Below are 26970 nucleotides of genomic sequence, written 5' to 3'. Positions count from 1 at the left end.
CCTCCGGAAGGCGCCGGAACTGCTCCCGGCCTGCCCGGCTCCGGCTTCACCCCACGCCCGTCCGGGCGGCCCCCGTCGGCCGTCCGGACGGCCGGCAGCGCACGCCGTGTGAGCGCCTTCGGGCAGGCCCGGCGCTCTCGCCACCCGGGCCCGGGCGGACCGGACACGGCCGCCCGACCGCGACGACGGCGAAGCGGCCGGACTCCCCGTCCATAGGGGGAGCCCGGCCGCTTCGGCGTGCGCGCCGGTTCAGCCGGCCGCGGCCCTCACGCCGACGCCGGCGGATACATCGAGCGCGGCAGCTGCGAGGCCGCCGCCGCGTCCAGCAGCCACAGGGTGCGCGCACGGCCGTACGCCCCCGCCGCCGGGGCCTGGATCTCGCCCGCGCCGGACAGGGCGATCGCCGCGGCCTGCGCCTTGTCCTCGCCGGCGGCCAGCAGCCACACCTCGCGCGCCGCGCGGATCGCGGGGAGCGTGAGGGTGACGCGGGTCGGCGGAGGCTTGGGGGCGCCGTGCACGCCGACCACCGTGCGCTCCGTCTCCCGCACGGCCGGCAGCTCCGGGAAGAGCGAGGCGACGTGCGTGTCCGGGCCGACGCCCAGCATCAGGACGTCGAAGGCCGGGACCGGCCCGTGGTTCTCCGGTGCGGCGGCCCGCGCCAGCTCCCGCGCGTACGCCTCGGCCGCGGCGTCCACGTCCGAGCCGTGGGGGCCGTCCGAGGCGGGCATGGCGTGCACCCGCTCGGGGTCCAGCGGCACCGCGTCCAGCAGGGCCCGGCGGGCCTGTGTGACGTTGCGCTCCGGATCGCCCTCCGGCAGGAAGCGCTCGTCACCCCACCACAGGTCCAGACGGCTCCAGTCGATCGCGTCCCGGGCCGGGGCCGCCGCCAGCGCGGCCAGCAGGCCGTTGCCGTTGCGCCCGCCGGTCAGCACCACGGACGCCGAGCCCCGGGAGGCCTGCGCGTCCACGATCCTGGTGATCAGCCGGGCCGCCGCGGCCTGCGCCATCAGCTCCTTGTCCCGGTGCACCACCAGCTGGGGGGTGTTCACTTCGCCGCCGCCTTCCTCACCGGTGCCTTCTTGGCCGCCCGCTTCGCGGGCGCCTTCGCCGCCTCCTCCTCGGGTTCCGGCACCGCCACCGGTTCCTCGCTCGCCACCGGATCCGGGCCCGGGGCCGTGATCAGCCGGTCCACGCCGTAGCGCAGCGCCGCCGCGTAGGTGTCGTCCGGGTCCAGCCGCCGCAGTTCCTCGGCGATCAGCTCGGCCGTCTCCCGGCGCTTGAGCGCCACCGCGCGGTCGGGCTGACCCTGGATGGACAGATTGGCCAGCGTTCCGTCGGCGCGGTCCAGGACGATCGGACCGCAGGTGGTCTCCATGCGGACCGCGGTCAGACCCGGCCCGTCGGACCGGGACCGCTTGACGGGGACGTCCAGCCGGTCCGCGAGCCACATCGCCAGCAGCTCGCAGCTCGGGTTGAACTCCTCGCCCTCCACCTCGACGGCCCGCACCTCGCAGGAGACCTGGTCCAAGGCGGCGGCCAGCATCGAGCGCCACGGCGTGATCCGGGTCCAGGCCAGGTCGGTGTCGCCCGGGGTGTAGGCACCGGCCCGGGCGGTGAGCTCCCGGATCGGGTCCTCGGCGGCGTAGCTGTCGGTGACGCGGCGCTGGGCCAGCGACCCCAGCGGGTCGTCGGCCGGGTTCAGCGGCGCGTTCACCGGCCACCACACCACCACCGGGGCGTCCGGCAGCAGCAGCGGCAGCACCACCGACTGGGCGTGGTCGACGACCTCGCCGTACAGCCGCAGCACCACCGTCTCGCCGGTGCCCGCGTCCGCGCCCACCCGCACCTCGGCGTCCAGCCGGGACGTCGTACGGTCGCGGGGCGAGCGCGAGACGCGCTTGACGACCACGAGCGTGCGCGAGGGGTGCTCGCGCGAGGCGTCGTTGGCGGCCTTCAGCGCGTCGTAGGCGTTCTCCTCGTCCGTGACGATGACCAGCGTGAGGACCATGCCGACGGCGGGTGTGCCGATGGCGCGGCGACCCTGCACCAGCGCCTTGTTGATCTTGCTGGCCGTGGTGTCCGTGAGGTCCGTCTTCATGGCCGGCGCCAGCTCCGTCCGTCTCGCTCCAGCATCTGATCCGCCTCGGCGGGCCCCCAGGTGCCGGCCGGGTAGCGGGCGGGCGAACCGTGGGCGTCCCAGTACTCCTCGATCGGGTCGAGGATCTTCCAGGACAGCTCGACCTCCTCGGTGCGCGGGAAGAGGTTGGCGTCGCCGAGGAGGACGTCCAGGATGAGCCGCTCGTACGCCTCCGGGCTGGACTCGGTGAACGACTCGCCGTAGGCGAAGTCCATCGACACGTCCCGGATCTCCATGGAGGTGCCCGGCACCTTCGAGCCGAACCGGACGGTGACGCCCTCGTCGGGCTGGACCCGGATGACGACGGCGTTGGAGCCCAGCTCCTCGGTCGCCGTCGTGTCGAAGGGGGAGTGCGGGGCGCGCTGGAAGACCACCGCGATCTCCGTCACCCGCCGGCCCAGCCGCTTGCCGGTGCGCAGGTAGAAGGGGACCCCCGCCCAGCGGCGGTTGTCGATGCCCAGCTTGATCGCGGCGTAGGTGTCGGTCTTCGACTTCGGGTCGATGCCCTCCTCGTCGAGGTAGCCGATGACCTTCGCGCCGCCCTGCCAGCCCGCCGTGTACTGGGCGCGCACGGTGTCCCGGCCCAGGTCCTTGGGCAGCTTCACCGCGCCCAGCACCTTGGTCTTCTCCGCGGCCAGCGCGTCGGCGTCGAAGGAGGCGGGCTCCTCCATCGCGGTCAGCGCCAGGAGCTGGAGCAGGTGGTTCTGGATGACGTCGCGGGCGGCGCCGATGCCGTCGTAGTAGCCGGCCCGGCCGCCGATGCCGATGTCCTCGGCCATCGTGATCTGCACGTGGTCGACGTACGAGCGGTTCCAGACCGGCTCGAACATCTGGTTGGCGAAGCGCAGCGCCAGGATGTTCTGGACGGTCTCCTTGCCCAGGTAGTGGTCGATGCGGAAGACCTGGTCCGGGGCGAAGACCTCGTGGACGATCGCGTTGAGCTCCTCGGCCGACTTCAGGTCGTGGCCGAACGGCTTCTCGATCACCGCGCGCCGCCAGGAACCGCCGGTCTGGTCGGCCAGGCCGTGCTTCTTCAGCTGCTGGATGACCACCGGGAAGGCACTCGGCGGCACGGAGAGGTAGAAGGCGAAGTTGCCGCCCGTGCCCTGCGCCGCGTCCAGCTCCTGGATGGTGGAGCGCAGCCGCTCGAACGCCTCGTCGTCGTCGAAGGTGCCCTGGACGAACCGCATGCCCTGGATGAGCTGCTGCCAGACCTCCTCGCGGAACGGCGTGCGCGCGTGCTCCTTGACCGCGTCGTGCACGACCTGGGCGAAGTCCTCGTGCTCCCAGTCGCGGCGGGCGAAGCCGACGAGCGAGAAGCCCGGCGGCAGCAGACCCCGGTTGGCGAGGTCGTACACGGCGGGCATGAGCTTCTTGCGGGACAGGTCGCCCGTGACGCCGAAAATGACCAGACCCGACGGCCCCGCGATACGCGGGAGCCGCCGGTCTGCGGGGTCACGCAGCGGGTTGCTGCTTGACAATGTGTCAGCCCTCCGAGGGGGCGAGGCGCTTCAGCTCCGCCTCGGTCGACTTCAGCAGGTCGTTCCAGGAGGTCTCGAACTTGTCGACGGCCTCGTCCTCCAGCAGCTGGACCACCTCGTCGTAGGAGATCCCGAGCCTCTCGACCGCGTCGAGGTCGGTGCGGGCCTGCTCGTAGGTGCCGGAGACGGTGTCGCCGGTGATCTCGCCGTGGTCCTCGGTGGCCAGCAGCGTGGCCTCCGGCATGGTGTTCACCGTGTTGGGCGCGACCAGCTCGGTGACGTACATCGTGTCGCTGTACGCCTTGTCCTTCACGCCGGTGGAGGCCCACAGCGGACGCTGCTTGTTGGCGCCCGCCTTCTCCAGGGCCTTCCAGCGGTCGGAGGAGAAGACCTCCTCGTACGCCTGGTAGGCCAGGCGCGCGTTGGCGAGGGCGGCCTTGCCGCGCAGCGCCTTGGCCTCGTCGGTGCCGAGCGCGTCGATCCGCTTGTCGATCTCGGTGTCCACGCGGGACACGAAGAAGGACGCCACGGAGTGGATCCGCGGCAGGTCCAGACCGCGCTCCTTGGCCTTCTCCAGGCCGGTCAGGAAGGCGTCCATGACCTTGCGGTAGCGCTCCAGCGAGAAGATCAGCGTGACGTTGACGCTGATGCCCAGGCCGATGACCTCGGCGATCGCCGGGATGCCCGCCTCGGTGGCGGGGATCTTGATGAGCGTGTTGGGCCGGTCCACCAGCCAGGCCAGCTGCTTGGCCTCGGCGACCGTGGCCCTGGTGTCGTGCGCCAGGCGCGGGTCGACCTCGATGGAGACCCGGCCGTCCTTGCCGCCGGTGGCGTCGAAGACGGGGCGCAGGATGTCGGCGGCGTCGCGGACGTCCGCCGTGGTGATCATGCGGACGGCCTCTTCGACCGTCACCTTGCGGGCGGCCAGGTCGGAGAGCTGCTGGTCGTAGCCGTCGCCCTCGCTGATCGCCTTCTGGAAGATCGTCGGGTTGGTGGTGACGCCCACGACGTGCTGCTGGTCGATCAGCTCGGCCAGGTTGCCGGACGTGATCCGCTTGCGGGACAGGTCGTCCAGCCAGATCGCGACGCCTTCATCGGAGAGGCGCTTGAGTGCGTCTGTCATGGAAAATGCATCTCCTACGTGTCGTATACGAGCGTCAGCGCTGGGCTGCGGCGATCGATTCCCTCGCCTTGGCGGCGACGTTCTCGGCCGTGAAGCCGTACTCCTGGAAGAGGACCTTGCCGTCGGCGGAGGCGCCGAAGTGCTCCAGCGAAACGATGCGGCCGGCGTCCCCGACGTACCGGTGCCAGGTCAGTCCGATGCCCGCCTCCACCGCGACACGGGCCCTCACGGACGGCGGCAGGACGCTGTCCCGGTACCCCTGGTCCTGCTGCTCGAACCACTCCACGCACGGCATCGACACCACGCGCGTGGGCACGCCGTCGGCCTGGAGCCGCTCGCGCGCCTCCACGGCGACGTGCACCTCCGAACCGGTGGCGATGAGGACGACCTCCGGCTCGGCGCTCTGCCCGGAGGGCCCTTCTGCCTCGAACAGCACGTAGCCGCCGCGGGCCGCGTCCTCGTTGGGCTCGTACGTCGGCACGCCCTGGCGGGTGAGGGCCAGACCGTGCGGCTGTCCCTTGCCGAACTCCTTCGTCCAGCGCTTGAGGATCTCGCGCCAGGCGATGGCGGTCTCGTTGGCGTCGGCCGGGCGGACGACGTTCAGGCCCGGGATGGCGCGCAGCGAGGCCAGGTGCTCGACCGGCTGGTGGGTCGGGCCGTCCTCGCCCAGGCCGATGGAGTCGTGCGTCCACACGTACGTCACCGGCAGGTGCATCAGGGCCGACAGGCGCACGGCGTTGCGCATGTAGTCGGAGAAGACCAGGAAGGTGCCGCCGTAGATGCGGGTGTTGCCGTGCAGGGCGATGCCGTTCATCTCCGCGGCCATCGCGTGCTCGCGGATGCCGAAGTGGATCGTGCGGCCGTAGGGGTCGGCCTCCGGCAGCGGGTTGCCCTCCGGGAGGAAGGAGGACGTCTTGTCGATGGTGGTGTTGTTCGAGCCGGCCAGGTCGGCGGAGCCGCCCCACAGCTCGGGGACGACCGCGCCCAGCGCCTGGAGCACCTTGCCGGACGCGGCGCGGGTGGCGACACCCTTGCCCGTCTCGAAGACCGGGATCTTCTCCTCCCAGCCGGCGGGCAGCTCGCCCTTGGCGATGCGGTCGTACTCGGCGGCGCGCTCGGGGTTGTTGTCCCGCCACTGCTGGAAGGACTTCTCCCACACGGCACGGGCGGCCTCGCCCCGGTCCAGGGCCTTGCGGGTGTGCGCGATGACCTCGTCGGCGACCTCGAAGGTCTTCTCCGGGTCGAAGCCGAGGACGCGCTTGGTGGCCGCGACCTCGTCCTCGCCCAGCGCCGAGCCGTGCGCGGCCTCGGTGTTCTGCGCGTTCGGGGCGGGCCAGGCGATGATGGAGCGCATGGCGATGAAGGACGGCTTGTCCGTGACCTTCTTCGCCTCCTGGATGGCGTCGTAGATCGCCTTGGGGTCCAGGTCGCCGTCCGGCTTCGGCGCGACGCGCTGCACGTGCCAGCCGTAGGCCTCGTAGCGCTTGACGGTGTCCTCGGAGACGGCCGTCTCGGTGTCGCCCTCGATCGAGATGTGGTTGTCGTCCCACAGCAGGATCAGGTTGCCGAGCTTCTGGTGGCCCGCCAGGGAGGACGCCTCGGCGGAGATGCCCTCCTGGAGGCAGCCGTCACCGGCGATGCAGTAGACGAAGTGGTCGAACGGCGACTCGCCCGCGGGCGCGTCCGGGTCGAACAGGCCGCGCTCGTAGCGGGCGGCCATCGCCATGCCGACGGCGTTGGCGACGCCCTGGCCCAGCGGGCCGGTGGTGGTCTCCACGCCCGCGGTGTGCCCGTACTCGGGGTGACCCGGCGTCTTCGAACCGTGGGTGCGGAACGCCTTCAGGTCGTCCAGCTCCAGGCCGAAGCCGGCCAGGTAGAGCTGGGTGTACAGGGTCAGGGACGAGTGGCCGGCGGACAGGACGAAACGGTCCCGCCCGACCCAGTCCGGGTCCGCCGGGTCGTGCCGCATCACCTTCTGGAAGAGGGTGTACGCGGCGGGCGCCAGGCTCATCGCCGTACCGGGATGGCCGTTGCCGACCTTCTGTACGGCATCGGCGGCCAGGACGCGGGCGGTGTCGACGGCCCGCTGGTCCAACTCGGTCCACTCGAGGTCTGTGGTGGTCGGCTTGGTGCTCACCCTGGGTCAGGGCTCCTCTCCACATGTCGGATGCCGGCGGACGTACGCGCCCACCGGCTGCCGGCGTTCCGGACGTCGGCCGGCCGCTGTCGAGCCTACCCCCGTAAACACGTGCGTTTTCCCGGGTGTTTCCAGACTGCCGGGACTCGGGGAAGTCCGCCTCCCGACCGGGTGAAACGGCATTGGGCAAGTGAATACGGGATCGCTCATATGACCGCTCAATCGAGCTTTTCCGCGCCCGTCGGATCACCACTCGTCCGTGCCTTTCCGTACCCGCGGGGCGGGTGCCCACCCGAGCTTTTCCGCGCCCGTCCACCACCCCTCCCGCCCCCTCCCGCCGCGCGTCCGCCCGGGTGCGCCGGACGGCCCGTCCGGCGGCCGCTCGTCCGGGACCGTCCGCGCTCGGCGGTCACCCCGTCGGCGGACGGTCCGGCGCGTACCGGGGCTCTCCCGGCCGCCCGCCCCGGAGCGCACCGCCCAACACGACCCCACCCCCGCGAAGGCCGGGGTATGGGCAACGTCTACAGTGGCGTGGTACGCGCGAGCCTTTACCGCCGCTTCACTCGGGGGGCTCGCTGGGATGTCTCTGTCAGGGGTGTGCGTGACGGCCGTCGAATCCCGTCCAGTGGGTGGGGGTCCCTCCCACGCCATTGGGGCAATGGGGGAGCTCGGGGCGAGCCAGAAGCCGAGCCACCGGCCGTTCGGGGCCCGTGTCAAGGCGTTCGTGGCTCTGACCAAGCCGCGGATCATCGAGCTGCTGCTGATCACCACCGTTCCGGTGATGTTCCTCGCCGAGCAGGGCGTGCCGGACCTGAAGCTGGTGCTGCTCACCTGCCTCGGCGGCTACCTCTCCGCGGGCGGCGCGAACGCGCTGAACATGTACATCGACCGGGACATCGACGCGCTGATGGAGCGCACCTCGCAGCGCCCCCTGGTCACCGGAATGGTCGGCCCGCGCGAGTGCCTGGCCTTCGGCATCGCCCTGGCGGTCGTCTCGACGCTGCTGTTCGGCCTCACCGTCAACTGGCTGTCGGCCTGGCTCTCGCTCGGCGCCCTCCTGTTCTACGTCGTCGTCTACACGATGATCCTCAAGCGGCGCACCGCGCAGAACATCGTCTGGGGCGGCATCGCGGGCTGCATGCCGGTGCTCATCGGATGGTCGTCGGTGACGAACTCCATGTCGTGGGCGCCCGTCATCCTCTTCCTGGTGATGTTCTTCTGGACGCCGCCGCACTACTGGCCGCTGTCCATGAAGGTGAAGGACGACTACGCGCGCGTGGGCGTGCCGATGCTCCCGGTCGTCGCCTCCAACAAGGTCGTCGCCCGGCAGATCGTGGCCTACAGCTGGGTGATGGTCGTCGTGTCGCTGCTGCTGACGCCGCTCGGCTACACCGGCTGGTTCTACACGGTGGTCGCCCTGCTGGCCGGCGGCCTGTGGCTGTGGGAGGCGCACGCGCTGCAGAACCGCGCCAAGGCCGAGGTGACGGGCGCCAAGCTCAAGGAGATGCGCCTGTTCCACTGGTCCATCACCTACGTGTCGGTGCTGTTCCTGGCGATCGCCGTCGACCCCTTCCTGCGCTGACGCCCTCCCGGCGGGGACCGTCGCCGGGACCGCTCCCCGACCGGGCGATGCCCTGGGCGCGTGGCCAAGGCCACGCGCCCAGGGCATCGCCGTTCGCTCTACCCGCCGGTAGCATCCTGGCCATGGCAGACACGCAGCAGGCTGATCCCAAGGCCGAGCGCACCGCGGCCCGGCTCGCCAAGCACATCACCGCCTTCTCCCGGGCCCACGGCGGCGCCGAGGGCCAGGTCGCCCACCTCGGGCAGCGCGGGGCACGGATCGTCCTCGTCGGCGAGGACGGCGGCTGGGGCGACCTGGTCGCGCCCAGTCACGCGATCGCCGAGAAGGCGGTGGAGAAGGCCGGGATCACCGTCCACGAGTCCTTCGACGGCGAGCTCGCGGCCAAGGTGCGCACCGGGCCGTACGAGTGGAGCCGCATGGCCGGCATCCAGGTCGGCGGCAGGAGCGACGGCTGACCGCCGCCTTTCCGCACCGGGCGCGGGAGAGCAACACCTGACACCCGGTTCACCCGTTAGGACCGTAGGGGGCCGTGACGATACGGTCCGAGGACACGGTTCCGCCGCGGGGGAGTCCGCATGATCGACACGCCGTCCCTCGTGGACCAGTACTGTCACGGCGTCCTGAGGACGGAGCTCGGCCTCGGCACCTTCGAGGCCCGGCTGGCGCACACCGAGGGTCCGCCGGCGCCCGGCACCACCCTGTTCGACACCCAGACGGGGTTCGCGGTACGCCGCTGGTGCCCGCCCCTGCTCGGCCTGGAGCCGCACTGCCCGCCCGCCCGCTACCTGGCCCGGCGCCGCGAGCTCGGCGTCCTGGAGGCGGCCCGCAGGCTGCTGCGCGGCAGCGGCGTCACGACGTACCTGGTCGACACCGGCCTGCCCGGCGACCTCACCGGCCCCGGCGAGATGGCCTCCGCCGGGGACGCCGAGGCCCATGAGATCGTCCGCCTGGAGCCGCTGGCCGAGCAGGTCGCCGACACCTCCGGCACGGTCGACTCCTTCCTCGCCAACCTCGCCGAGTCCGTGCACGCCGCCGCCGCGCAGGCCGTGGCCTTCGCCTCCGTGGCGGGCCTGCGGCACGGCCTGGCGCTCGCGCCCGAGCCACCGGGGCCGGGGGAGGTGCGCGAGGCCGCCGGGCGCTGGCTGGCCGGACGCCGGGTCGGCGGGGAACTGAGCGACCCGGTACTGCTGCGGCACCTGCTGTGGATCGCGGTCGCCTCCGGCCTGCCCCTCCAGCTGCACGCCGGGCTCGGCGCGCCGGGCCCGCGCATCGACCGCGCCGACCCGCTCCTGCTGACGGACTTCATCCGGGCCACGGCCGGTCTCGGCACCGATCTGATCCTGCTGCACGGCTACCCGTACCACCGTCACGCCGCCCACCTCGCGGGCGTCTTCCCGCACGTCTACGTCGACTCGGGGGCCGCCCTGGCCCGCACCGGCGCCCGCGCGGCGACCGTCCTGGCGGAGATCCTGGAACTGGCCCCCTTCGGCAAGATCCTCTTCTCCAGCGGCGCCCGGGCCCTGCCGGAGCTGCACGTGGTGGGCGCCCGCCTGTTCCGCGAGGCCCTCGGACGGGTCCTCGGCCCCTGGGTGGCCGAGGGGGCGTGGTCGCCGGGGGACGCGCAGCGGGTGGCGGGGATGATCGCGGCGGGGAACGCGAGGCGGGTGTACGGGCTGGAGGGGTGACGCCCGGACGGCGCCGGGGCGGGGCGGGCGGTGTGCGCCGCCGGAACGGCCTCCGCCGGGCGTGACCGGGTTCGCCCCGCGGCGGGGCGGGGCCGCTCCCTGCCCGCCATGGCGCACGCTCGGGCCACTCGCCCGAGCCGGCCGCCCGAGCCGGCCGCTCAAGCCGGTCTTCTGGAGCCGGTCGTCCGGGGTCAGCGGGAGGCGGGCTCGAAACGGCCCGCGGGAGCGGGGGCCTCCGGCGACGGCTCGGCGATCGGGCGCTCCCGCAGCGACAGCAGGACCCGCAGCACCCAGATCCACATGACCGCGGAGCCGAGCATGTGCAGGCCGACGAGGATCTCGGGCAGGTCGGTGAAGTACTGGACGTAGCCCACCGCTCCCTGGGCGAGCAGGATCAGGAACAGGTCCCGGGTCCGGCCCAGCGGCCCGCGCGGCGCGTCCACCGCCTTCAGCACGAACCACAGCGCGAACGTCAGCGTCACCACGATCCACGCCAGCACGGCGTGCAGCTTGGTCACCGTCTCCCAGTCCAGAGGCATCCGCGGGACCTCGCTGGAGTCGCCCGCGTGCGGCCCGGAGCCGGTGACGACCGTGCCGACCGCGATCAGCAGCACGGAGGCCGCGACCAGGACCCACACCAGCTGCCGCACGGACGCGCCGACCAGCGGACGGGGTGCCGCGTCGCCCTCCCGCGCGCGCTGCCACATCACGGTCGCGACCGCGATCAGGGCGGAGGAGAGCAGGAAGTGGGCGGCCACCGTGTACGGGTTGAGGCCCACGAGGACGACGACGCCGCCGAGGACCGCGTTGCCCATCACCACCCAGAACTGCGCCCAGCCCAGCCGGGTCAGGCCGCGGCGGTACGGCTTCTGCGAGCGCGCGGCGATGATCGCCCAGCCGACGGCGGCGCACAGCACGTACGTCAGCATGCGGTTGCCGAACTCGATGGCTCCGTGGAGGCCCATCTCGCTGGTGGCGGTGAGGGAGTCGTCGGTGCACTTGGGCCAGGTGGGGCAGCCCAGGCCCGACCCGGTCAGGCGCACGGCACCGCCGGTGACGACGATGACCACCGACATGACGAGCGCGGACAGGGCCGCCCGCCGGACCGTCCGGGCAGCGGGGGTCCAGCGTGCGGCGATGAAGGCGAGCGGGTTGCGCACGGCGGCTGCCGCGTCTGCGCGGGTCACGTTTGGCACGGGCTCCATGGTAGGCGGGGGCTTGTGCACGCGTTCACGAGGGTCCGCGCCGGGGCGGTCCCCTACTCCCAGCGGAAGAGCTTCCCGGCCGCGGCCAGCCCCACGACCGCCCACACCGCCAGGATCCCCAGGTCGCCCCACGGCATCCCGGCCCCGTGCCGGAGCACGTCCCGCAGCCCGTCGGAGAGCGCGGAGATGGGCAGCAGGCCGAGGACGTCCCGCGCGGCGTCCGGGAACTTCTCCAGTGGCACGATCACGCCGCCGCCGACGAGCAGCAGCAGGAAGACCAGGTTGGCGGCGGCCAGGGTCGCCTCGGCCCTCAGCGTGCCCGCCATGAGCAGGCCGAGGCCGGAGAAGGCCGCCGTACCGAGGACCAGGAGCAGCAGGACGGCGAAGGGGCTGCCGTGCGGCGACCAGCCCAGCGCGAAGGCGATCACCGTGAGCAGCACCACCTGGAGCACCTCGGTGACCAGCACCGACACCGTCTTCGCGGTCATCAGGGCCCAGCGGGGCAGGGGGGAGGCGGCCAGCCGCTTCAGCACCCCGTACCGGCGTTCGAAGCCGGTCGCGATGGCCTGCCCGGTGAACGCCGTCGACATCACGGCGAGCGCGAGGACGCCGGGCGCGAGGAAGTCGACGGCCTCGCCCTCGCCGGTGTCCACGACGTCGACCGAGCTGAACAGGACGAGCAGCAGGGTGGGGATGACCACCGTCAGCAGCAGTTGCTCGCCGTTGCGCAGCAGCATCCTGGTCTCCAGCGCGGCCTGGGCGGCGATCATGCGGGGGAGGGGGGCCGCGCCGGGTTTCGGCGTGTACGTCCCGGTGGCGGTCACGAACGCAGCTCCTTGCCGGTGAGCTCGAGGAAGACGTCTTCGAGGGTGCGCCGCTCCACCGAGATCCTGTCCGGCATCACCCCGTGCTGGGCGCACCAGGACGTCACGGTGGCGAGCAGCTGCGGGTCGACCTTGCCGACGACCCGGTACGAGCCCGGGGTCAGCTCGGTGGCCGCGCAGTCCGCGGGCAGGGCCTTGAGCAGCGAGCCGACGTCCAGGCCGGGGCGGCCGGTGAAGCGGAGGGTGTTCTCGGCGCCGCCGCGGCACAGCTCCTCCGGGGAGCCTTGGGCGATGACCCGGCCGGCGTCGACGATGGCGACGTCGTCGGCGAGCTGCTCGGCCTCGTCCATGTAGTGGGTGGTGAGGATCACGGAGACGCCGTCGGCGCGCAGGTCGCGCACCAGGTCCCAGGCGGCGCGGCGGGCCTGCGGGTCCAGACCGGCGGTCGGCTCGTCCAGGAAGACCAGTTCCGGGCGTCCGACGACGGCCATCGCCAGCGCGAGGCGCTGCTGCTGGCCGCCGGACAGGCGGCGGTAGGGGGTCCGGCCGCAGGAGCCGAGGCCGAGGCGATCGACGAGGGCGTCCACGTCCAGCGGGTGCGCGTGCAGTCTCGCGACGTGGCGCAGCATCTCGCCGGCCCGCGCGCCGGAGTAGACGCCGCCGGACTGGAGCATCACCCCGATGCGGGGCCGCAGCTCGGCGGCCTGCCGGACGGGGTCGAGGCCCAGGACGCGCACCGTGCCGGAATCCGGCCTCCGATACCCCTCGCAGGTCTCGACGGTGGTCGTCTTGCCCGCCCCGTTGGGGCCGAGCACGGCGGTGACGCCTGCCCGGGCCACCAGGTCGAGGCCGTCCACCGCGGTCTTCGTGCCGTACCGCTTCACCAGGGCCTGGACCTGGACCACGGGCTCGCTTCGCATGGTCCAGAGTCTAGGGAGGCGCGCGGGCGCTCAGCGGGGCGGGTGCAGGAAGTCCGCCTCGCGCGGCCGGTGCACCGCCAGCCACCGCTCGGCGTAGGCCACCGCGTCGGCCACCGGGAACAGCCGTGCCTCGGCCGCCCCGACCCTGCCCCGCACGACGGGACGGTCCCGTTCGAAGTCGTGCCCGAGCTCGTCGAACCGCTCGGAGGTGATCGACACCTCGGTCACCACCTCCCAGCCGTACGGCCCCGGGCGGCCGACCTCGACGAGGGGGGAGGGGATCCGGTACTCGGCGAGGTGGAAGCTGGTGCAGGTGCCGTATCCGGCGCCGAGCAGCAGCACCCGCGCGCCCATCGCCTCCAGCTTCGCCAGCGGGCTGCGCTCGCCCAGCCGGCAGTCGGGGGCGTGGTCCCCGACCACCGCCGCCGCGCGCGGACCGAGGGCCGCGAACGAGGTCTGCGGATGCGCGCTGCGCAGCGCGCCCGGCCAGGTCCGCACGGTCTCGGGGATCACACCGACTCCGCGCGAGGGGGTGATCAGCGGGTCGTACGCGGGCATCGCGGCCCGGACGGTCGCCCACCACTCCTCGGGCACCGGCGGGTCGCGCCACAGCGCCGGGTCGGACAGCTCGCCGGTCTGGGTGGGGACCACCAGCGTGCCGCCGGGGGTGAGGACGTCCAGCAGGGCCTGCACCACCGCGACGGCACCGCCGCACACCCAGCCGAGGGAGCTGAGGGAGGAGTGCACGAGGAGGGTCTCGCCGGGGCGGACGCCCAGCTCGCGCAGGTGCGCGGCGAGGGTGCCCCGGGTGACGAGGGGGCCGGTGGGAGAGGGCGCGGGCATGGTTCGGGAGTGTCCCGGAAGCGCTCCCGGCATGCCACCGGTTTGCCCGACCGGAGATCGTTTCCGCAGGTCAGATTAGGTATGCCTAAGTGACGCACGGCACCATCGGGCGCCTGGGGAGCGGCTTGCCCGGCTCCGGCGAATTACGCAACAATGGCGTTGTGAAAAACGTCGGCGAGGCCCCCCACGAGGAGCTCGCGACCGGTGAGCGGTCCACCCGCAACCGGGTCGCGCGGTCCATCCTGGATCACGGGCCGTCGACCGTCGCCGAACTCGCCGAGCGGCTGGGCCTCACCCAGGCGGCCGTGCGCCGGCACCTCGACGCGCTCGTCACCGACGGCGTCGTCGAGGCCCGCGACCGCCGGGTCTACGGCACGCGCACGCGCGGGCGGCCCGCGAAGGTGTTCGCCCTGACGGACTGCGGCCGGGACGCCTTCGACCAGTCGTACGACAAGCTCGCCGTGGACGCCCTGCGCTGGATCGCCCAGCGGGAGGGCGGGGAGCAGGCGGTCGCCGCCTTCGCCCGGGACCGGATCGCCGCCCAGGGGAGCGCGTACCGTAAGGCGGTCGAGGCGGCGGCCCCGGAGGAGCGGGCCGAAGCGCTGGCCAAGGCCTTGAGCGCGGACGGGTACGCTGCTACCGCGCGGAGCGCGCCCCACCCGCAGCAGGGTGAGCAGTTGTGCCAGCACCACTGCCCGGTCGCCCACGTCGCCGAACAGTTCCCGCAGCTGTGCGAGGCCGAGACGGAATTTTTCGCCGAGCTGCTCGGTACACATGTGCAGCGACTGGCGACCATCGCCCACGGCGACGGGGTCTGCACCACGTTCATTCCGAGGACCTCGCGTCTTTCCAAGACCACTCACCACGCATCTGCAAGCACGGCCGGGAGGAACCCCGCATGACTCTCCCCACGGAGACTGCCCACCCTGAGCTCGAGGGCCTGGGCAAGTACGAATACGGCTGGGCCGACCGGGACGAGGCCGGTGCGTCGGCACGTCGCGGCCTGGACGAGGAGGTCGTCCGGGACATCTCCGCGAAGAAGAACGAGCCCGAGTGGATGACCAAGCTCCGCCTCAAGGGCCTGAAGCTCTTCGAGAAGAAGCCCATGCCGAACTGGGGCTCGGACCTGTCGGGCATCGACTTCGACAACATCAAGTACTTCGTGCGCTCCACGGAGAAGCAGGCCCAGTCCTGGGAGGACCTGCCCGAGGACATCAAGAACACGTACGACAAGCTGGGCATCCCGGAGGCGGAGAAGAAGCGCCTCGTCGCCGGTGTCGCGGCCCAGTACGAGTCCGAGGTCGTCTACCACCAGATCCGCGAGGACCTGGAGGAGCAGGGCGTCATCTTCCTGGACACCGACACGGCGCTGAAGGAGCACCCGGAGCTCTTCAAGGAGTACTTCGGCACCGTCATCCCGGCCGGTGACAACAAGTTCGCCGCGCTGAACACCGCCGTGTGGTCGGGCGGCTCCTTCATCTACGTGCCCAAGGGCGTGCACGTGGAGATCCCGCTCCAGGCCTACTTCCGGATCAACACCGAGAACATGGGCCAGTTCGAGCGGACCCTGATCATCGTCGACGAGGGTGCCTACGTGCACTACGTCGAGGGCTGCACCGCCCCGATCTACAAGTCCGACTCGCTGCACAGCGCGGTCGTCGAGATCATCGTCAAGAAGAACGCCCGCTGCCGCTACACGACCATCCAGAACTGGTCGAACAACGTCTACAACCTGGTCACCAAGCGCGCCGTGGCGTACGAGGGCGCGACCATGGAGTGGGTCGACGGCAACATCGGCTCCAAGGTGACGATGAAGTACCCGGCCGTCTACCTGATGGGCGAGCACGCCAAGGGCGAGACCCTGTCCATCGCCTTCGCCGGCGAGGGCCAGCACCAGGACGCGGGCGCCAAGATGGTCCACATGGCCCCCAACACCTCGTCCAACATCGTGTCGAAGTCCGTCGCGCGCGGCGGTGGCCGCACCTCCTACCGCGGTCTGATCGAGATCGGCGAGGGCGCCCCGGGCTCGAAGTCCAACGTCCTGTGCGACGCGCTGCTCGTCGACACGATCTCCCGCTCCGACACGTACCCCTACGTGGACGTCCGTGAGGACGACGTGTCCATGGGCCACGAGGCGACCGTCTCCAAGGTCTCCGAGGACCAGCTCTTCTACCTGATGAGCCGCGGCCTGAGCGAGGACGAGGCGATGGCGATGATCGTGCGCGGTTTCGTCGAGCCGATCGCCAAGGAGCTGCCGATGGAGTACGCGCTGGAGCTCAACCGGCTGATCGAGCTGCAGATGGAGGGCGCGGTCGGCTAACGCCGGCCGGGGGCGGCCCCGCGCCGCCCCGCCGTCCCCGTCAAGCCCTTTACACGTAACGGAAAGCGAGCACTACGACAGCCATGGCTGAGGCTCAGAACTCCCCCACCTCCGGCTTCGCTACGGCGGGGGGACCCCCACCGGTCGGCTCCACGACCGCCGGTGCGATCGCGGTGGCCGCCGAGGCGGACTCCACCGTCGCCACGCGCATGAGCGCGCCCCCGTCCTTCGACGTGGCCGACTTCCCGGTCCCGCACGGCCGCGAGGAGGAGTGGCGGTTCACGCCGCTGGAGCGGCTGCGCGGCCTGCACGACGGCACCGCCGTCGCCACTGGCGCGGGCGTCAAGATCGCCGTCGAGGCCCCCGAGGGCGTCACCGTCGAGACCGTCGGCCGCGACGACGCCCGGCTCGGCAAGGCGGGCACCCCCGTGGACCGCGTCGCCGCCCAGGCGTACTCCGCCTTCGAGCAGGCCTCGGTCGTGACCGTGCCGAAGGAGACCGTCCTCACCGAGCCCATCCGCATCACCGTGCACGGCGAGGGCGGGGTCGCCTACGGCCACCAGGTCGTCGAGCTCGGCGCCTTCGCCGAGGCCGTCGTGGTCATCGACCACACCGGTGACGCGGTGCTCGCCGCCAACGTCGACTACGTCCTCGGCGACGGCGCCAAGCTGACCGTCGTCTCCGTCCAGGACTGGGACGACAAGGCCGTCCACGCCGCCCAGCACAACGCCCTCGTCGGCCGGGACGCCTCCTTCAAGTCGGTGGTCGTCACCTTCGGCGGCGACCTGGTCCGCCTCCACCCGCGCGTGAACTACGCCGGGCCCGGCGGCGAGGTCGAGATGTTCGGCCTGTACTTCACCGACAAGGGCCAGCACCAGGAGCACCGCCTCTTCGTCGACCACAACGTCCCGCACTGCAAGTCGAACGTGGTCTACAAGGGCGCCCTCCAGGGCGACGACGCGCACGCGGTGTGGATCGGCGACGTCCTCATCGAGGCCGCGGCCGAGGGCACGGACACCTACGAGATGAACCGCAACCTCGTCCTCACGGACGGCGCCCGCGTCGACTCGGTGCCCAACCTGGAGATCGAGACCGGCGAGATCGTCGGCGCCGGCCACGCCTCCGCCACCGGCCGCTTCGACGACGAGCAGCTCTTCTACCTGATGGCCCGCGGCATCCCGGAGCACGAGGCCCGCCGCCTGGTGGTCCGCGGCTTCTTCGCCGAGCTGGTCCAGCAGATCGGCGTCGCGGACATCGAGGAGCGCCTCCTCACCAAGATCGAGCAGGAGCTGGAGGCGTCGGTCGCATGACCTTCGTACGCGCCTGCGGACTGGGCGAGCTGGAGGAGGACACCCCGAAGCGGGTGGAACTCGACGGCACGCCCGTGTCCATCGTGCGGACCGAGGGGGAGGTGTTCGCGATCCACGACATCTGCTCGCACGCGAACGTCTCGCTCTCGGAGGGCGAGGTCGACGACTGCCACATCGAGTGCTGGCTGCACGGCTCGCGCTTCGACCTGCGCTCCGGCAAGCCCGACAGTCTTCCGGCGACGCGTCCGGTCCCCGTATACCCCGTAAAGATCGAAGGGGACGACGTGCTCGTCTCCCTCACCCAGGAGTCCTGAGGCACCCATGGCAACGCTTGAAATCCGAGACCTGCACGTCACCGTCGAGGTCGAGAACGGCACGAAGGAAATCCTCAAGGGTGTCGACCTCACCGTGAAGCAGGGCGAGACGCACGCCATCATGGGCCCCAACGGCTCGGGCAAGTCGACCCTCGCCTACTCCCTCGCGGGGCACCCCAAGTACACGATCACCGGCGGCACCGTCACCCTCGACGGCGAGGACGTCCTGGAGATGTCCGTCGACGAGCGCGCCCGCGCCGGCCTGTTCCTCGCCATGCAGTACCCGGTCGAGGTCCCCGGCGTCTCCGTCTCCAACTTCCTGCGCACCTCCGCCACCGCCATCCGCGGCGAGGCCCCCAAGCTGCGCACCTGGGTGAAGGAGGTCAAGGAGGCCATGGAGCGCCTCAACATGGACCCCGCCTTCGCCGAGCGCAACGTCAACGAGGGCTTCTCCGGCGGTGAGAAGAAGCGCCATGAGATCCTCCAGCTCGAACTGCTCAAGCCGAAGGTCGCGATCCTCGACGAGACCGACTCCGGCCTGGACGTCGACGCGCTGCGCGTCGTGTCCGAGGGCGTCAACCGCGTGCGCGAGACCGGCGAGGTCGGCACCCTGCTGATCACCCACTACACGCGCATCCTGCGGTACATCAAGCCCGACCACGTCCACGTCTTCGCGAACGGCAGGGTCGTCGAGTCGGGCGGCCCCGAGCTGGCCGACAAGCTGGAGGCCGAGGGCTACGAGGCGTACACGAAGGGTGGCGTATCCGCGTGACACAGCTGCCGGGCCTCCTCGACACCGAGGCGATCCGCAAGGACTTCCCGATCCTGGACCGAGTGCTCCACGACGGGAAGAAGCTCGTCTACCTCGACAACGCCGCGACCTCGCAGACCCCGCGCCAGGTCATCGACGTCCTCGACGAGTACTACGAGCAGCACAACGCCAACGTCCACCGTGGCGTGCACGTCCTCGCCGAGGAGGCCACGGCGCTGTACGAGGGTGCGCGGGACAAGGTCGCGGAGTTCATCAACGCGCCCTCGCGCGACGAGGTGATCTTCACCAAGAACGCCTCGGAGTCCCTCAACCTCGTGGCCAACATGCTCGGCTGGGCCGACGAGCCCTACCGGGTGGACCACGAGACCGAGATCGTCATCACGGAGATGGAGCACCACTCCAACATCGTGCCCTGGCAGCTGCTCGCGCAGCGCACGGGCGCGAAGCTGAAGTGGTTCGGCCTCACCGACGACGGCCGCCTGGACCTGTCCAACATCGACGAGGTCATCACCGAGAAGACCAAGGTCGTCTCCTTCGTGCTGGTCTCCAACATCCTGGGCACGCTCAACCCGGTCGAGGCGATCATCCGCCGCGCCCAGGAGGTCGGCGCGCTGGTCTGCGTCGACGCTTCCCAGGCCGCGCCGCACATGCCGCTGGACGTGCAGGCCCTCCAGGCCGACTTCGTGGCCTTCACCGGCCACAAGATGTGCGGCCCGACCGGCATCGGCGTGCTGTGGGGCCGCCAGGAGCTCCTGGAGGACCTGCCCCCGTTCCTCGGCGGCGGCGAGATGATCGAGACCGTGTCGATGCACTCGTCGACCTACGCCCCCGCCCCGCACAAGTTCGAGGCGGGCACCCCGCCGATCGCGCAGGCGGTCGGCCTCGGCGCGGCGATCGACTACCTCAACTCGATCGGCATGGACAAGATCCTCGCCCACGAGCACGCGCTCACCGAGTACGCGGTCAAGCGGCTGGCGGAGGTTCCCGGCCTGCGCATCATCGGCCCGACCACGGCCGAGGACCGGGGTGCGGCGATCTCCTTCACCCTCGGTGACATCCACCCGCACGACGTGGGCCAGGTCCTCGACGAGCAGGGCATCGCCGTCCGCGTCGGACACCACTGCGCGCGCCCGGTCTGCCTGCGCTACGGAATTCCTGCGACCACGCGAGCGTCGTTCTATCTGTACTCCACGCCGGCCGAGATCGACGCGCTCGTCGACGGCCTGGAGCACGTACGGAACTTCTTCGGCTGAAGGGCGTGCTGACAAGGTGAAGCTGGACTCCATGTACCAGGACGTCATCCTGGACCACTACAAGAACCCCCACGGGCGTGGTCTGCGGGACGGCGACGCCGAGGTGCACCACGTGAACCCCACGTGCGGCGACGAGATCACGCTGCGCGTGAAGTACGACGGCACGACCATCACCGACGTGTCGTACGAGGGCCAGGGCTGCTCCATCAGCCAGGCCTCGGCCTCCGTACTGAACGAACTCCTCGTCGGCAAGGACCTCGCCGACGCGCGGAGGATCCAGGAGACCTTCCTGGAGCTGATGCAGTCCAAGGGCCGGATGGAGCCCGACGACGCCATGGAGGACGTCCTGGAGGACGCGGTCGCGTTCGCCGGGGTGTCCAAGTACCCGGCCCGGGTCAAGTGCGCCCTGTTGAGCTGGATGGCCTGGAAGGACGCGACGGCCCAGGCGCTGGGCGGCGCCGACGCCGAAAGGAAGACGGCATGAGCAGCGACACCGTGGAGATGAAGCCGGCCTCGGAGGAGGAGCTCCGCGAGGCCCTGATGGACGTCGTCGACCCCGAGCTGGGCATCGACGTCGTCAACCTGGGCCTGATCTACGGCATCCACATCGACCAGGAGTCGAACATCGCCACGGTCGACATGACCCTGACCTCGGCGGCCTGCCCGCTGACCGATGTCATCGAGGACCAGGCCAGGTCCGCCACGGACGGCCTCGTCAACGAGTTGCGCATCAACTGGGTCTGGATGCCGCCGTGGGGCCCCGACAAGATCACGGACGACGGGCGCGAGCAGCTGCGGGCGCTCGGGTTCAACGTCTGAGGCGCAGCGGTACGGCGAGTACGGGGTGGCGGCGGTGCCTTCGGGTGCCGCCGTTCCTCGTTCCCCGGCGGCCGCCACCCCGTTGTGTACGCTCGTGCGGATGGGATACCTGCTGCTGGCCGGAGCCATCGCCGCCGAGGTCGCCGGGACCACCGCCATGAAGTACAGCGAGGGCTTCAGCAGGCTGTGGCCGTCGCTGCTGACCCTCCTCGGGTACCTGATCTCCTTCGGGCTCCTCGCGCAGACGCTGAAGACCCTCTCCGTCGGCACCGCCTACGCCATCTGGTCCGGCGTCGGCACGGCCGCCATCGCCACCATCGGCATCGTGTTCCTGGGGGAGGGCATGACCCTCGCCAAGGCCGCCGGCATCGGGCTGATCATCGTCGGCGTGGTGGTGCTGAACCTGGGCGGAGCGCACTGACGCCCCGCCGCCACGGCCCCGGACGGCGGCAGCGGACCGGCGACGCGGCGGTCCGGGTGGCGGGGGCCGGAGGCGTCGCCGAACCGCTCGTCCGCCGCGCGGACCCGGCCACGGCACGGGCCCTGGTCGCCCTGGCGGACGGCATCTGCCTCCAGGTGCCCCCGACCGGCACGTCCTGCGACGAGAAGTACGCGCGCGAGGTGTCGGCACGGGGCGTTTCCGCAGGTCGGGGACGTAGGCGGAGGGCGCCCCGCCCGGTACGCGAGACGGCCGCGGCCCGAGTTGGCCTCCCCGGCCCCCGGGCGGTTAGGTTGCCCTCATGACCGACACGACTGCTCCCCGCACCACCGGCGCCGTGGCCGCCGGCCTCGCCACGATCGCCTCCGACGGCACCGTCCTCGACACCTGGTTCCCCGCCCCCGAGCTGGTCGCCGAGCCCGGTCCGTCCGGTACCGAGCGGCTCTCCGCCGAGCGGGCCGCCCAGCTGCTCGGCGGCGGCGCGACCGCGGCGATCGGCCCGGACGCCCGCCGCGGCGTCGAGGTCGTCGCGGTCCGCACGGTCATCACCTCGCTCGACGAGAAGCCGGTCGACGCCCACGACGTCTACCTGCGTCTGCACCTGCTCTCCCACCGCCTGGTCAAGCCGCACGGCCAGAACCTGGACGGCATCTTCGCCCACCTCGCCAACGTCGCCTGGACCTCGCTGGGCCCGGTCGCCGTCGACGACCTGGAGAAGGTCCGCCTCAACGCCCGCGCCGAGGGCCTGCACCTGCAGGTGACCTCCGTCGACAAGTTCCCCCGCATGACCGACTACGTCGCCCCCAAGGGCGTGCGCATCGCCGACGCCGACCGGGTCCGCCTCGGCGCGTACCTCGGCGAGGGCACCACCGTCATGCACGAGGGCTTCGTCAACTTCAACGCCGGCACGCTCGGCACGTCGATGGTCGAGGGCCGCATCTCCGCGGGCGTCGTCGTCGGCGACGGCTCCGACATCGGAGGCGGCGCCTCCACGATGGGCACCCTCTCCGGCGGCGGCAACGTCGTCATCTCCATCGGCGAGCGCTGCCTGGTCGGCGCCGAGGCGGGCGTCGGCATCGCGCTGGGCGACGAGTGCGTGGTCGAGGCCGGCCTGTACGTCACCGCCGGCACCCGCGTGACGATGCCCGACGGCCAGGTCGTCAAGGCCCGCGAACTGTCCGGCGCCTCCCACGTCCTCTTCCGCCGCAACTCGGTCACCGGCGCCGTGGAGGCCCGGCCGAACAACGCGGTGTGGGGCGGGCTGAACGAGGTCCTGCACAGCCACAACTGAGCACGGGCGGCCGTGATCCGCGGCCGCCCTGCCGATCAGCGTCCCGGTCCGCTGCCGGGCTGTCGGCGCCGGTCGCGGAGCGTCCTTCCGTGGTTCGGGGACGGCCGGGGAGGGCGCTCGTGTGGCGGTGCCGCCGCCACGGGCGCCCCCCGCTTTGACCGGCCCGGCCGGCCGGGTACCCGTTCGGCAGCCGGTGGTGCCGATCCGCGGCGTCCCGTACGGCCGGTCCGCGAGGGTCCGGCCGGGCCGGCCGCGCAGGCTCGGCGTCCCGCCCCGAAGCGCGGTCGTGGCTCGGGGCCGAGCGGCGGGAGACCGGGAACGGGCCGGGCGCGGCCGTCCGGGGCGGAGGCGGGGGACGGGTTTCGGCCCGATGGGGAGCGCGGGCGCGGGGACGCTGTTCAGCGCAGGTCGGATCCGAAGAGTCCGTCGACGATGTGCCGCAGCACGGCCTCCTCCCGGCCGGTGTCCTCCGTCCGCTCGTACTCGGTCAGCGCGATGCCGGCGAGTGTGAACTCCTCCGTCAGCGCCCGCACCGCCGCGAGCAGGTCCTCGACGCCGAGTCCGCCGGGCTCGGGCGTGCCGACGGCCGGGAACACCAGTGGGTCGAGGACGTCGAGGTCGATGTGGACGTACACCGCCTCGGCGCCGGTGGCGCGCACCGAGGCCAGGAGCGGATCCGGTCGCGTCAGCTGCCCGACGCCGAGGTGCCGGATGCCGCGACGCTCGACGAGGTCCCGCTCGCCCGGGTCCAGTGACCGGGCGCCCGCCAGCACCACACGGTCGGCCGGCAGGCTCCGCACGGGGCGCAGGCCCTCGGGCCCGTCGCCGATGAGCGCGCGCAGCACCATGCCGTGGAAGGCTCCGGACGGCGAGGACCGCGGGGTGTTGAGGTCGGCGTGCGCGTCGAACCACACCAGCGCCAGCCGGTCCCCGAACGCGGAGAGCGCGGTTTCGACCGGGGCGAGATCGACCGCGCAGTCGCCGCCGACGGTCACGGTCGGTTCACCCGGTGGAACCTCGGCCAGCGCCTCGCGCACCGCTCGCAGGTGCCGCTCCAGCACGTCGGCGTTGCGTACGCCGCCCCGCGTGTTCCCGGCGCCCTCGTCGAGCGCGACCGTGCGCCGCCGGCCCGCGGGAATCAACCCGGCAAGCCAGGCGGCCCCCCTGCGCAACCGCTCGGCGGTCGCGGCCCCCGATCCCTGCCACTGCGCCACCTCGAGTACGACCCGACCGGACACGGAGATCTCCCCTCCACGGTGATCGCCGCAGCCTATGCCGCGTCACCGGCCGTCCCGCAAGCCCCGTCGCCCGGGTGTCACGCGGTCGTGACCGCCCCCACCGGCGGGAGGCGGGCGTCCCCGGTGCCCGCGTACTCCGCGCGGGCACCGGGGACGCCCGGGTGTCAGACGAGGTTGTAGAGGACGAACTCCTCCCAGGAGCCGGAGACGTCGGTGGAGCGGGCGCGCAGGGCGTACTGGAGCGAGCCGGTGTAGCTGTTCTCCATGGCGACGAAGAGGCCGTTCAGCGTGGACTGGAGGGCGAAGCGGTCCAGCTCCTCGTTGTAGTACACGATGAACCGCTCCCAGCCGCCCACGCTGGTGGAGCGGGCGCGCAGCACGTTCTGCGCGCTGCCGGTGTAGTTCTTCTCGACCGCCACGTAGAGGTTGTTCGCGAGGGACCTCAGGGCGTACGTCTGGGTGGTCTCGTCCCATTCGAAGGCGAAGCCTTCCCAGGAACCGCTGTATTCGAGGGAACGGGCCCGCAGCACGCCGGTGTTCGGGGCGGCGTAATTCTTCTCGGTGGCCACGAACTGGTTGTTGCGGGCCGACTGCATGGCTATCAGCTCGGGTTCCGCGGCCAGGGCGGAGGCACCGTCACCGGGGGCGGGCGCCGCGTCCCGGGCGGCCTTCTCCTCGCTCATCCGCGCCAGTTCGGTGCCGTCCACCGCCTCCCACCCGGCGGGCACGGCGGCCGGCCGGTCGGCCTGCGGGGCGGCTTGGGCCACGGGCACGGTCAGCGCGGAGGCCGCCAGCAGGGCGCTCAGGGACACCAGGACGGAGGTCATGCGTCGCACAGGTCTTCCTCACATTTCGTCAAACGGATTTCGAGGGGTGAGGATCTGTCTGCGCGGCTGTGCCGTTTCCGAATTCATCCACGCCCCCCGGCGACTGCGGTCGGCGCCCCTCCCCGGGCGCTTCGGCAGGTGCTGCGCCACTCGGCGAAGCCGGCCAAGCGTAACCTCCGTGACGCGATTTCCAGCAGTGATTTCGCGGTACTTCGGGGACTTCCGGAAAGGGTCGCGTTGCATTTCTGATTCCGCTGTTCTCCGTTAAGGCCGGTGAAACTCCCCGTTCGCGTCACGGCCGTGCCGCGCCCGGGCCGTCCTGATCCGGGGCGTGACCTTCCGGTGGTTCTGGCAGATGAACAGGTGGACGCAGAGTCCGATCAGACGCCGAACCGACGAAACGAGGGCCGTAGATGCCTGACATGACGAACGAGCGGGCGAGGACCGTGGCGCGTTGGCTGACCGGGGCGGGCGCCGCGGCGGTGGTGTGCTGGCTCCCGGCGGGGGCCGCGCACGCCGACGAGACGAACACGGCCTCGCACAACGGTCCCCGGGTGGCACTGGTCAACGTCGGCCAGGTCGACGACCCGATGGAGGACGTGCTGGAGCACACGCTGCTCTTCGGTGACGGTTACGCCTGGAACTGACCTTCTTCGGACGCGTTGAGGAACTCCTCGTACGCCGCCCGCAGCCCGTCGGCCGCCTCCCGGCCGGCGGGCCGCAGGGGCGGGCGGACCGGGCCCGCGGGCAGGCCCAGGGCGGCGAGGAGGCTCTTGGCGGTGACCGTGCCGGGCAGGCCGGCCGCGATCATCCGCTCGATCAGCGGCACGGCCCGCCGCTGGAGCCGGGCGGCCCGGGCCGTGTCGCCCGCGTCGAAGGCGTCCAGGACGGCGCGCATCCCGGCCGGGGCGACGTCGGCGACCGCCTCCCGTACCGCCCGGATGAGCGCGGCCTTCTCGGCGTCGGTCGTGGTGGGCGACTCACCCGTGGTGCCGGACAGCACCAGGCCGTCGCAGCCCCGCTCCACCAGGTGGGCGGCGAGGCGCGCGGCGCCGTCGGGATCGAGGGCGCCCGTCTCGGTGAAAGGCGTGATCATGGCGCAGAGCGTGCGGCCGAAGGGCGGGGGTGAGGGGCGGTCCGTCGTCATGGGAGCAGTCTCGGCGGAAAGACCCCGTAGCTCCACTTAAATCTGCTACGGCATATGAGTAAGCAATGCTTCAGTGTGGAGGTGGTGCCGACGGCGCGGGGGAGGGGTAGCGCCGCCCGGCCCGGGTACCCGGGTGTCCCGAACCGAGAGGAGGCGGAACACCGTGACCGGGACCACAGCACCCAGGCCCGTCCACGACGGGCACCACTCCGTGGGCGAACTGGTGGGTCAGGCCAGCGAGCAGCTCTCCCGGCTCGTACGCCAGGAAGTGGCCCTCGCCAAGGAGGAACTGGCCGAGAAGGGGAAGCGTGCCGGACGCGGCGGCGGGATGCTCGGTGCCGCGGGCGCCGTCGCCTACGTCGGTCTGTTCGCCCTGGCCGGCACGGCCGTCGCCGCTCTCTCGCTGGCGCTGCCCGTCTGGGCCGCGGCGCTCATCGTGACGGCGGTGCTGTTCGCGATCGCGGGCCTGCTCGCCGTGGCCGGACGCGCCCAGCTTCGGCGTGCCGCGCCCCCCACGCCCGAGGCGACCCTCGGCAGTGTCAGGGCCGACGTGGAGGAGATCAGGGAAAGGGCGCATCGATGACGGAACCGATGGATCCGACAGGACGGACGGACCGGACAGGGCGGGCAGGGCAGGCGGTCGGTGGGGCCAAGGGCCCCGACGAACTGCGGCGGCAGATCGAACAGACCCGCCACGAACTCGGCGACACCGTCGAGGAACTGGCGGGCAAGGTGGACGTGAAGGGCCGGGCCAAGGCACGGGCCGCCGACCTGAGGGACAGGGCCGGGGCGATGACCGTGCAACTGCGCAGCAGCGCCGCCCAGGCCGGGCACGCGGTGCAGGAACGGGCGAGCCGGGCGGGCCACACCGTGGAGCACAAGGCGCCGGGGCCGGTCCGCGACGTGGTGCGGGCCGGGCGCAGGCACCCGGGTCCGGTCCTGCTCGCGGGCGCGGCGGCGGGCGCCGTGGTCGCGGCGGGCGTGCTGCGGCGGCGGCACAACGGGCACCGCTGATCCGGCCGGCGGGGAAGGGGCCCTGGCGCGGCGGGTTCCAGGGCTCCCTCCCCCACGCCCTCGCCCCTGACGGTTCCGGCCGCGGCCTCCGGTCGCCCGGCCTCCCGCGTCCGGGCCCTTGACGTCGCGTCCGGTCGAGGCCGACGAGTGGGCGTGCGCCCGACGACCGCCTTCGAACACCGACCCCTGGAGCCCGGCACGACCCGCCGTACCGCAGTCACCGCAGCGCATCCCGGTCCCACCCGCGCCGACCCCGTGGCGCCCCTCTTCGGCGCCTGGCGCGCGGGGA

28 protein-coding genes and 1 pseudogene are annotated in these 26970 nt (G+C 72.1%); 17 read left to right on the top strand and 12 right to left on the bottom strand.

Annotation, left to right across the window (positions count from 1 at the left end; all coding sequences use genetic code 11):
- Positions 1 to 266 precede the first annotated feature (266 nt).
- From pgl to tkt, 5 genes are read right to left on the bottom strand one after another with little or no spacing between them, the layout of a single operon-like run.
- Complete coding sequence (gene pgl, locus ACSU6Z_RS06365) at positions 267 to 1049, bottom strand: 6-phosphogluconolactonase (protein WP_437043689.1); 783 nt, start codon at positions 1047 to 1049, stop codon at positions 267 to 269.
- Positions 1046 to 2098 carry a glucose-6-phosphate dehydrogenase assembly protein OpcA gene (gene opcA, locus ACSU6Z_RS06360; RefSeq protein WP_437043687.1) on the bottom strand — a complete coding sequence of 351 codons (1053 nt, stop codon included), beginning with the start codon at positions 2096 to 2098 and terminating at the stop codon, positions 1046 to 1048. Before opcA ends, pgl begins: the two co-directional genes overlap by 4 nt.
- On the bottom strand, positions 2095 to 3618 hold the full coding sequence (gene zwf / locus ACSU6Z_RS06355) for a glucose-6-phosphate dehydrogenase (RefSeq protein WP_437043685.1): 1524 nt from the start codon (positions 3616 to 3618) through the stop codon (positions 2095 to 2097). The genes opcA and zwf overlap by 4 nt, the downstream gene beginning before the upstream one ends.
- A 4-nt stretch (positions 3619 to 3622) precedes the next feature.
- Complete coding sequence (gene tal / locus ACSU6Z_RS06350) at positions 3623 to 4741, bottom strand: transaldolase (RefSeq protein WP_437043683.1); 1119 nt, start codon at positions 4739 to 4741, stop codon at positions 3623 to 3625.
- Positions 4742 to 4775: 34 nt separating this feature from the next.
- Positions 4776 to 6878: a transketolase gene (gene tkt / locus ACSU6Z_RS06345; protein WP_437043681.1), complete on the bottom strand. Its 2103-nt coding sequence runs from the start codon at positions 6876 to 6878 to the stop codon at positions 4776 to 4778.
- Between the two features lie 595 nt (positions 6879 to 7473).
- Between tkt and ACSU6Z_RS06340 the strand changes: the two genes are divergently transcribed.
- The 3 genes from ACSU6Z_RS06340 (at position 7474) to ACSU6Z_RS06330 (ending at position 10145) form a co-directional block, all read left to right on the top strand.
- Complete coding sequence (locus ACSU6Z_RS06340; protein WP_437050206.1) at positions 7474 to 8460, top strand: heme o synthase; 987 nt, start codon at positions 7474 to 7476, stop codon at positions 8458 to 8460.
- A gap of 122 nt (positions 8461 to 8582) precedes the next feature.
- Complete coding sequence (locus ACSU6Z_RS06335) at positions 8583 to 8915, top strand: hypothetical protein (protein WP_437043679.1); 333 nt, start codon at positions 8583 to 8585, stop codon at positions 8913 to 8915.
- Between the two features lie 120 nt (positions 8916 to 9035).
- The gene (locus ACSU6Z_RS06330; protein WP_437043677.1) at positions 9036 to 10145 is read left to right on the top strand and encodes an amidohydrolase family protein; all 1110 of its coding nucleotides are present in this window, start codon (positions 9036 to 9038) and stop codon (positions 10143 to 10145) included.
- Positions 10146 to 10336: 191 nt separating this feature from the next.
- Here ACSU6Z_RS06330 and ACSU6Z_RS06325 read toward each other — a convergent pair whose 3' ends face one another.
- The 4 genes from ACSU6Z_RS06325 to ACSU6Z_RS06310 are packed head-to-tail and all read right to left on the bottom strand — an operon-like array spanning position 10337 to position 13937.
- Positions 10337 to 11350 carry a COX15/CtaA family protein gene (locus tag ACSU6Z_RS06325; protein WP_437043676.1) on the bottom strand — a complete coding sequence of 338 codons (1014 nt, stop codon included), beginning with the start codon at positions 11348 to 11350 and terminating at the stop codon, positions 10337 to 10339.
- Positions 11351 to 11403: 53 nt separating this feature from the next.
- Positions 11404 to 12120 (bottom strand): ABC transporter permease, encoded by a 717-nt coding sequence (locus ACSU6Z_RS06320; protein ID WP_437050204.1) that lies wholly within the window; start codon positions 12118 to 12120, stop codon positions 11404 to 11406.
- A 50-nt stretch (positions 12121 to 12170) separates the two neighbouring features.
- Complete coding sequence (locus ACSU6Z_RS06315) at positions 12171 to 13094, bottom strand: ABC transporter ATP-binding protein (protein WP_437043673.1); 924 nt, start codon at positions 13092 to 13094, stop codon at positions 12171 to 12173.
- Positions 13095 to 13124: 30 nt separating this feature from the next.
- On the bottom strand, positions 13125 to 13937 hold the full coding sequence (locus ACSU6Z_RS06310) for an aminoglycoside N(3)-acetyltransferase (protein WP_437043671.1): 813 nt from the start codon (positions 13935 to 13937) through the stop codon (positions 13125 to 13127).
- Positions 13938 to 14098: 161 nt separating this feature from the next.
- Between ACSU6Z_RS06310 and ACSU6Z_RS06305 the strand changes: the two genes are divergently transcribed.
- The 11 genes and pseudogenes from ACSU6Z_RS06305 to dapD all read left to right on the top strand — a co-directional run bounded on the left by ACSU6Z_RS06305 (position 14099) and on the right by dapD (position 22455).
- Entirely contained in the window at positions 14099 to 14839 is a 741-nt protein-coding gene (locus ACSU6Z_RS06305; RefSeq protein ID WP_437043669.1) for a helix-turn-helix transcriptional regulator, read from the top strand.
- Positions 14836 to 16257, top strand: coding sequence for a Fe-S cluster assembly protein SufB (gene sufB, locus ACSU6Z_RS06300; protein WP_437020632.1), 1422 nt, complete (start codon positions 14836 to 14838; stop codon positions 16255 to 16257). The genes ACSU6Z_RS06305 and sufB overlap by 4 nt, the downstream gene beginning before the upstream one ends.
- Before the next feature lie 83 nt (positions 16258 to 16340).
- Positions 16341 to 17567 (top strand): Fe-S cluster assembly protein SufD, encoded by a 1227-nt coding sequence (sufD, locus tag ACSU6Z_RS06295; protein ID WP_437043666.1) that lies wholly within the window; start codon positions 16341 to 16343, stop codon positions 17565 to 17567.
- Positions 17564 to 17881, top strand: a complete 318-nt coding sequence (locus tag ACSU6Z_RS06290) for a non-heme iron oxygenase ferredoxin subunit (RefSeq protein ID WP_437043665.1) — start codon at positions 17564 to 17566, stop codon at positions 17879 to 17881. The genes sufD and ACSU6Z_RS06290 overlap by 4 nt, the downstream gene beginning before the upstream one ends.
- A 7-nt stretch (positions 17882 to 17888) precedes the next feature.
- The gene (gene sufC, locus ACSU6Z_RS06285) at positions 17889 to 18653 is read left to right on the top strand and encodes a Fe-S cluster assembly ATPase SufC (protein WP_358781248.1); all 765 of its coding nucleotides are present in this window, start codon (positions 17889 to 17891) and stop codon (positions 18651 to 18653) included.
- On the top strand, positions 18650 to 19906 hold the full coding sequence (locus ACSU6Z_RS06280) for a cysteine desulfurase (protein ID WP_029386122.1): 1257 nt from the start codon (positions 18650 to 18652) through the stop codon (positions 19904 to 19906). The genes sufC and ACSU6Z_RS06280 overlap by 4 nt, the downstream gene beginning before the upstream one ends.
- 16 nt (positions 19907 to 19922) lie before the next feature.
- Positions 19923 to 20390 carry a Fe-S cluster assembly sulfur transfer protein SufU gene (gene sufU, locus ACSU6Z_RS06275; protein ID WP_437043662.1) on the top strand — a complete coding sequence of 156 codons (468 nt, stop codon included), beginning with the start codon at positions 19923 to 19925 and terminating at the stop codon, positions 20388 to 20390.
- A complete protein-coding gene (locus ACSU6Z_RS06270; RefSeq protein WP_358781251.1) occupies positions 20387 to 20725 on the top strand; it encodes a metal-sulfur cluster assembly factor in 339 nt (112 codons plus the stop codon). The genes sufU and ACSU6Z_RS06270 overlap by 4 nt, the downstream gene beginning before the upstream one ends.
- Before the next feature lie 100 nt (positions 20726 to 20825).
- The gene (locus ACSU6Z_RS06265) at positions 20826 to 21146 is read left to right on the top strand and encodes a DMT family transporter (protein WP_437043659.1); all 321 of its coding nucleotides are present in this window, start codon (positions 20826 to 20828) and stop codon (positions 21144 to 21146) included.
- Positions 21147 to 21229: 83 nt separating this feature from the next.
- Positions 21230 to 21358, top strand: a pseudogene (locus ACSU6Z_RS06260) (TetR family transcriptional regulator); the annotation flags it as partial.
- 107 nt (positions 21359 to 21465) lie between these two features.
- On the top strand, positions 21466 to 22455 hold the full coding sequence (gene dapD, locus ACSU6Z_RS06255; RefSeq protein WP_437043657.1) for a 2,3,4,5-tetrahydropyridine-2,6-dicarboxylate N-succinyltransferase: 990 nt from the start codon (positions 21466 to 21468) through the stop codon (positions 22453 to 22455).
- A gap of 398 nt (positions 22456 to 22853) precedes the next feature.
- On the opposite strand, the gene ACSU6Z_RS06250 is transcribed toward dapD, so the two are convergent.
- Together ACSU6Z_RS06250 and ACSU6Z_RS06245 are read right to left on the bottom strand one after the other, a co-directional pair.
- On the bottom strand, positions 22854 to 23693 hold the full coding sequence (locus ACSU6Z_RS06250; protein ID WP_437043655.1) for an arginase family protein: 840 nt from the start codon (positions 23691 to 23693) through the stop codon (positions 22854 to 22856).
- Positions 23694 to 23857: 164 nt separating this feature from the next.
- Positions 23858 to 24520 (bottom strand): fascin domain-containing protein, encoded by a 663-nt coding sequence (locus ACSU6Z_RS06245; protein WP_437050203.1) that lies wholly within the window; start codon positions 24518 to 24520, stop codon positions 23858 to 23860.
- A gap of 422 nt (positions 24521 to 24942) precedes the next feature.
- On the opposite strand from ACSU6Z_RS06245, the gene ACSU6Z_RS06240 reads away from it, so the two are divergent.
- Positions 24943 to 25167, top strand: coding sequence for a hypothetical protein (locus tag ACSU6Z_RS06240; protein ID WP_437050201.1), 225 nt, complete (start codon positions 24943 to 24945; stop codon positions 25165 to 25167).
- On the opposite strand, the gene ACSU6Z_RS06235 is transcribed toward ACSU6Z_RS06240, so the two are convergent.
- Positions 25152 to 25667: a dihydrodipicolinate synthase family protein gene (locus ACSU6Z_RS06235; RefSeq protein ID WP_437043654.1), complete on the bottom strand. Its 516-nt coding sequence runs from the start codon at positions 25665 to 25667 to the stop codon at positions 25152 to 25154. The two genes, ACSU6Z_RS06240 and ACSU6Z_RS06235, sit on opposite strands and share 16 nt — an antisense overlap.
- Positions 25668 to 25830: 163 nt before the next feature.
- On the opposite strand from ACSU6Z_RS06235, the gene ACSU6Z_RS06230 reads away from it, so the two are divergent.
- Positions 25831 to 26250: a phage holin family protein gene (locus ACSU6Z_RS06230; RefSeq protein WP_437043652.1), complete on the top strand. Its 420-nt coding sequence runs from the start codon at positions 25831 to 25833 to the stop codon at positions 26248 to 26250.
- Complete coding sequence (locus ACSU6Z_RS06225) at positions 26247 to 26681, top strand: DUF3618 domain-containing protein (RefSeq protein WP_437043651.1); 435 nt, start codon at positions 26247 to 26249, stop codon at positions 26679 to 26681. The genes ACSU6Z_RS06230 and ACSU6Z_RS06225 overlap by 4 nt, the downstream gene beginning before the upstream one ends.
- Positions 26682 to 26970: the final 289 nt, after the last annotated feature.

Origin of the sequence: Streptomyces sp. enrichment culture (genome assembly GCF_964273145.1) — a bacterium.
Lineage (GTDB): Bacteria > Actinomycetota > Actinomycetes > Streptomycetales > Streptomycetaceae > Streptomyces.
This window is presented reverse-complemented; position numbering and strand designations above follow the sequence as displayed.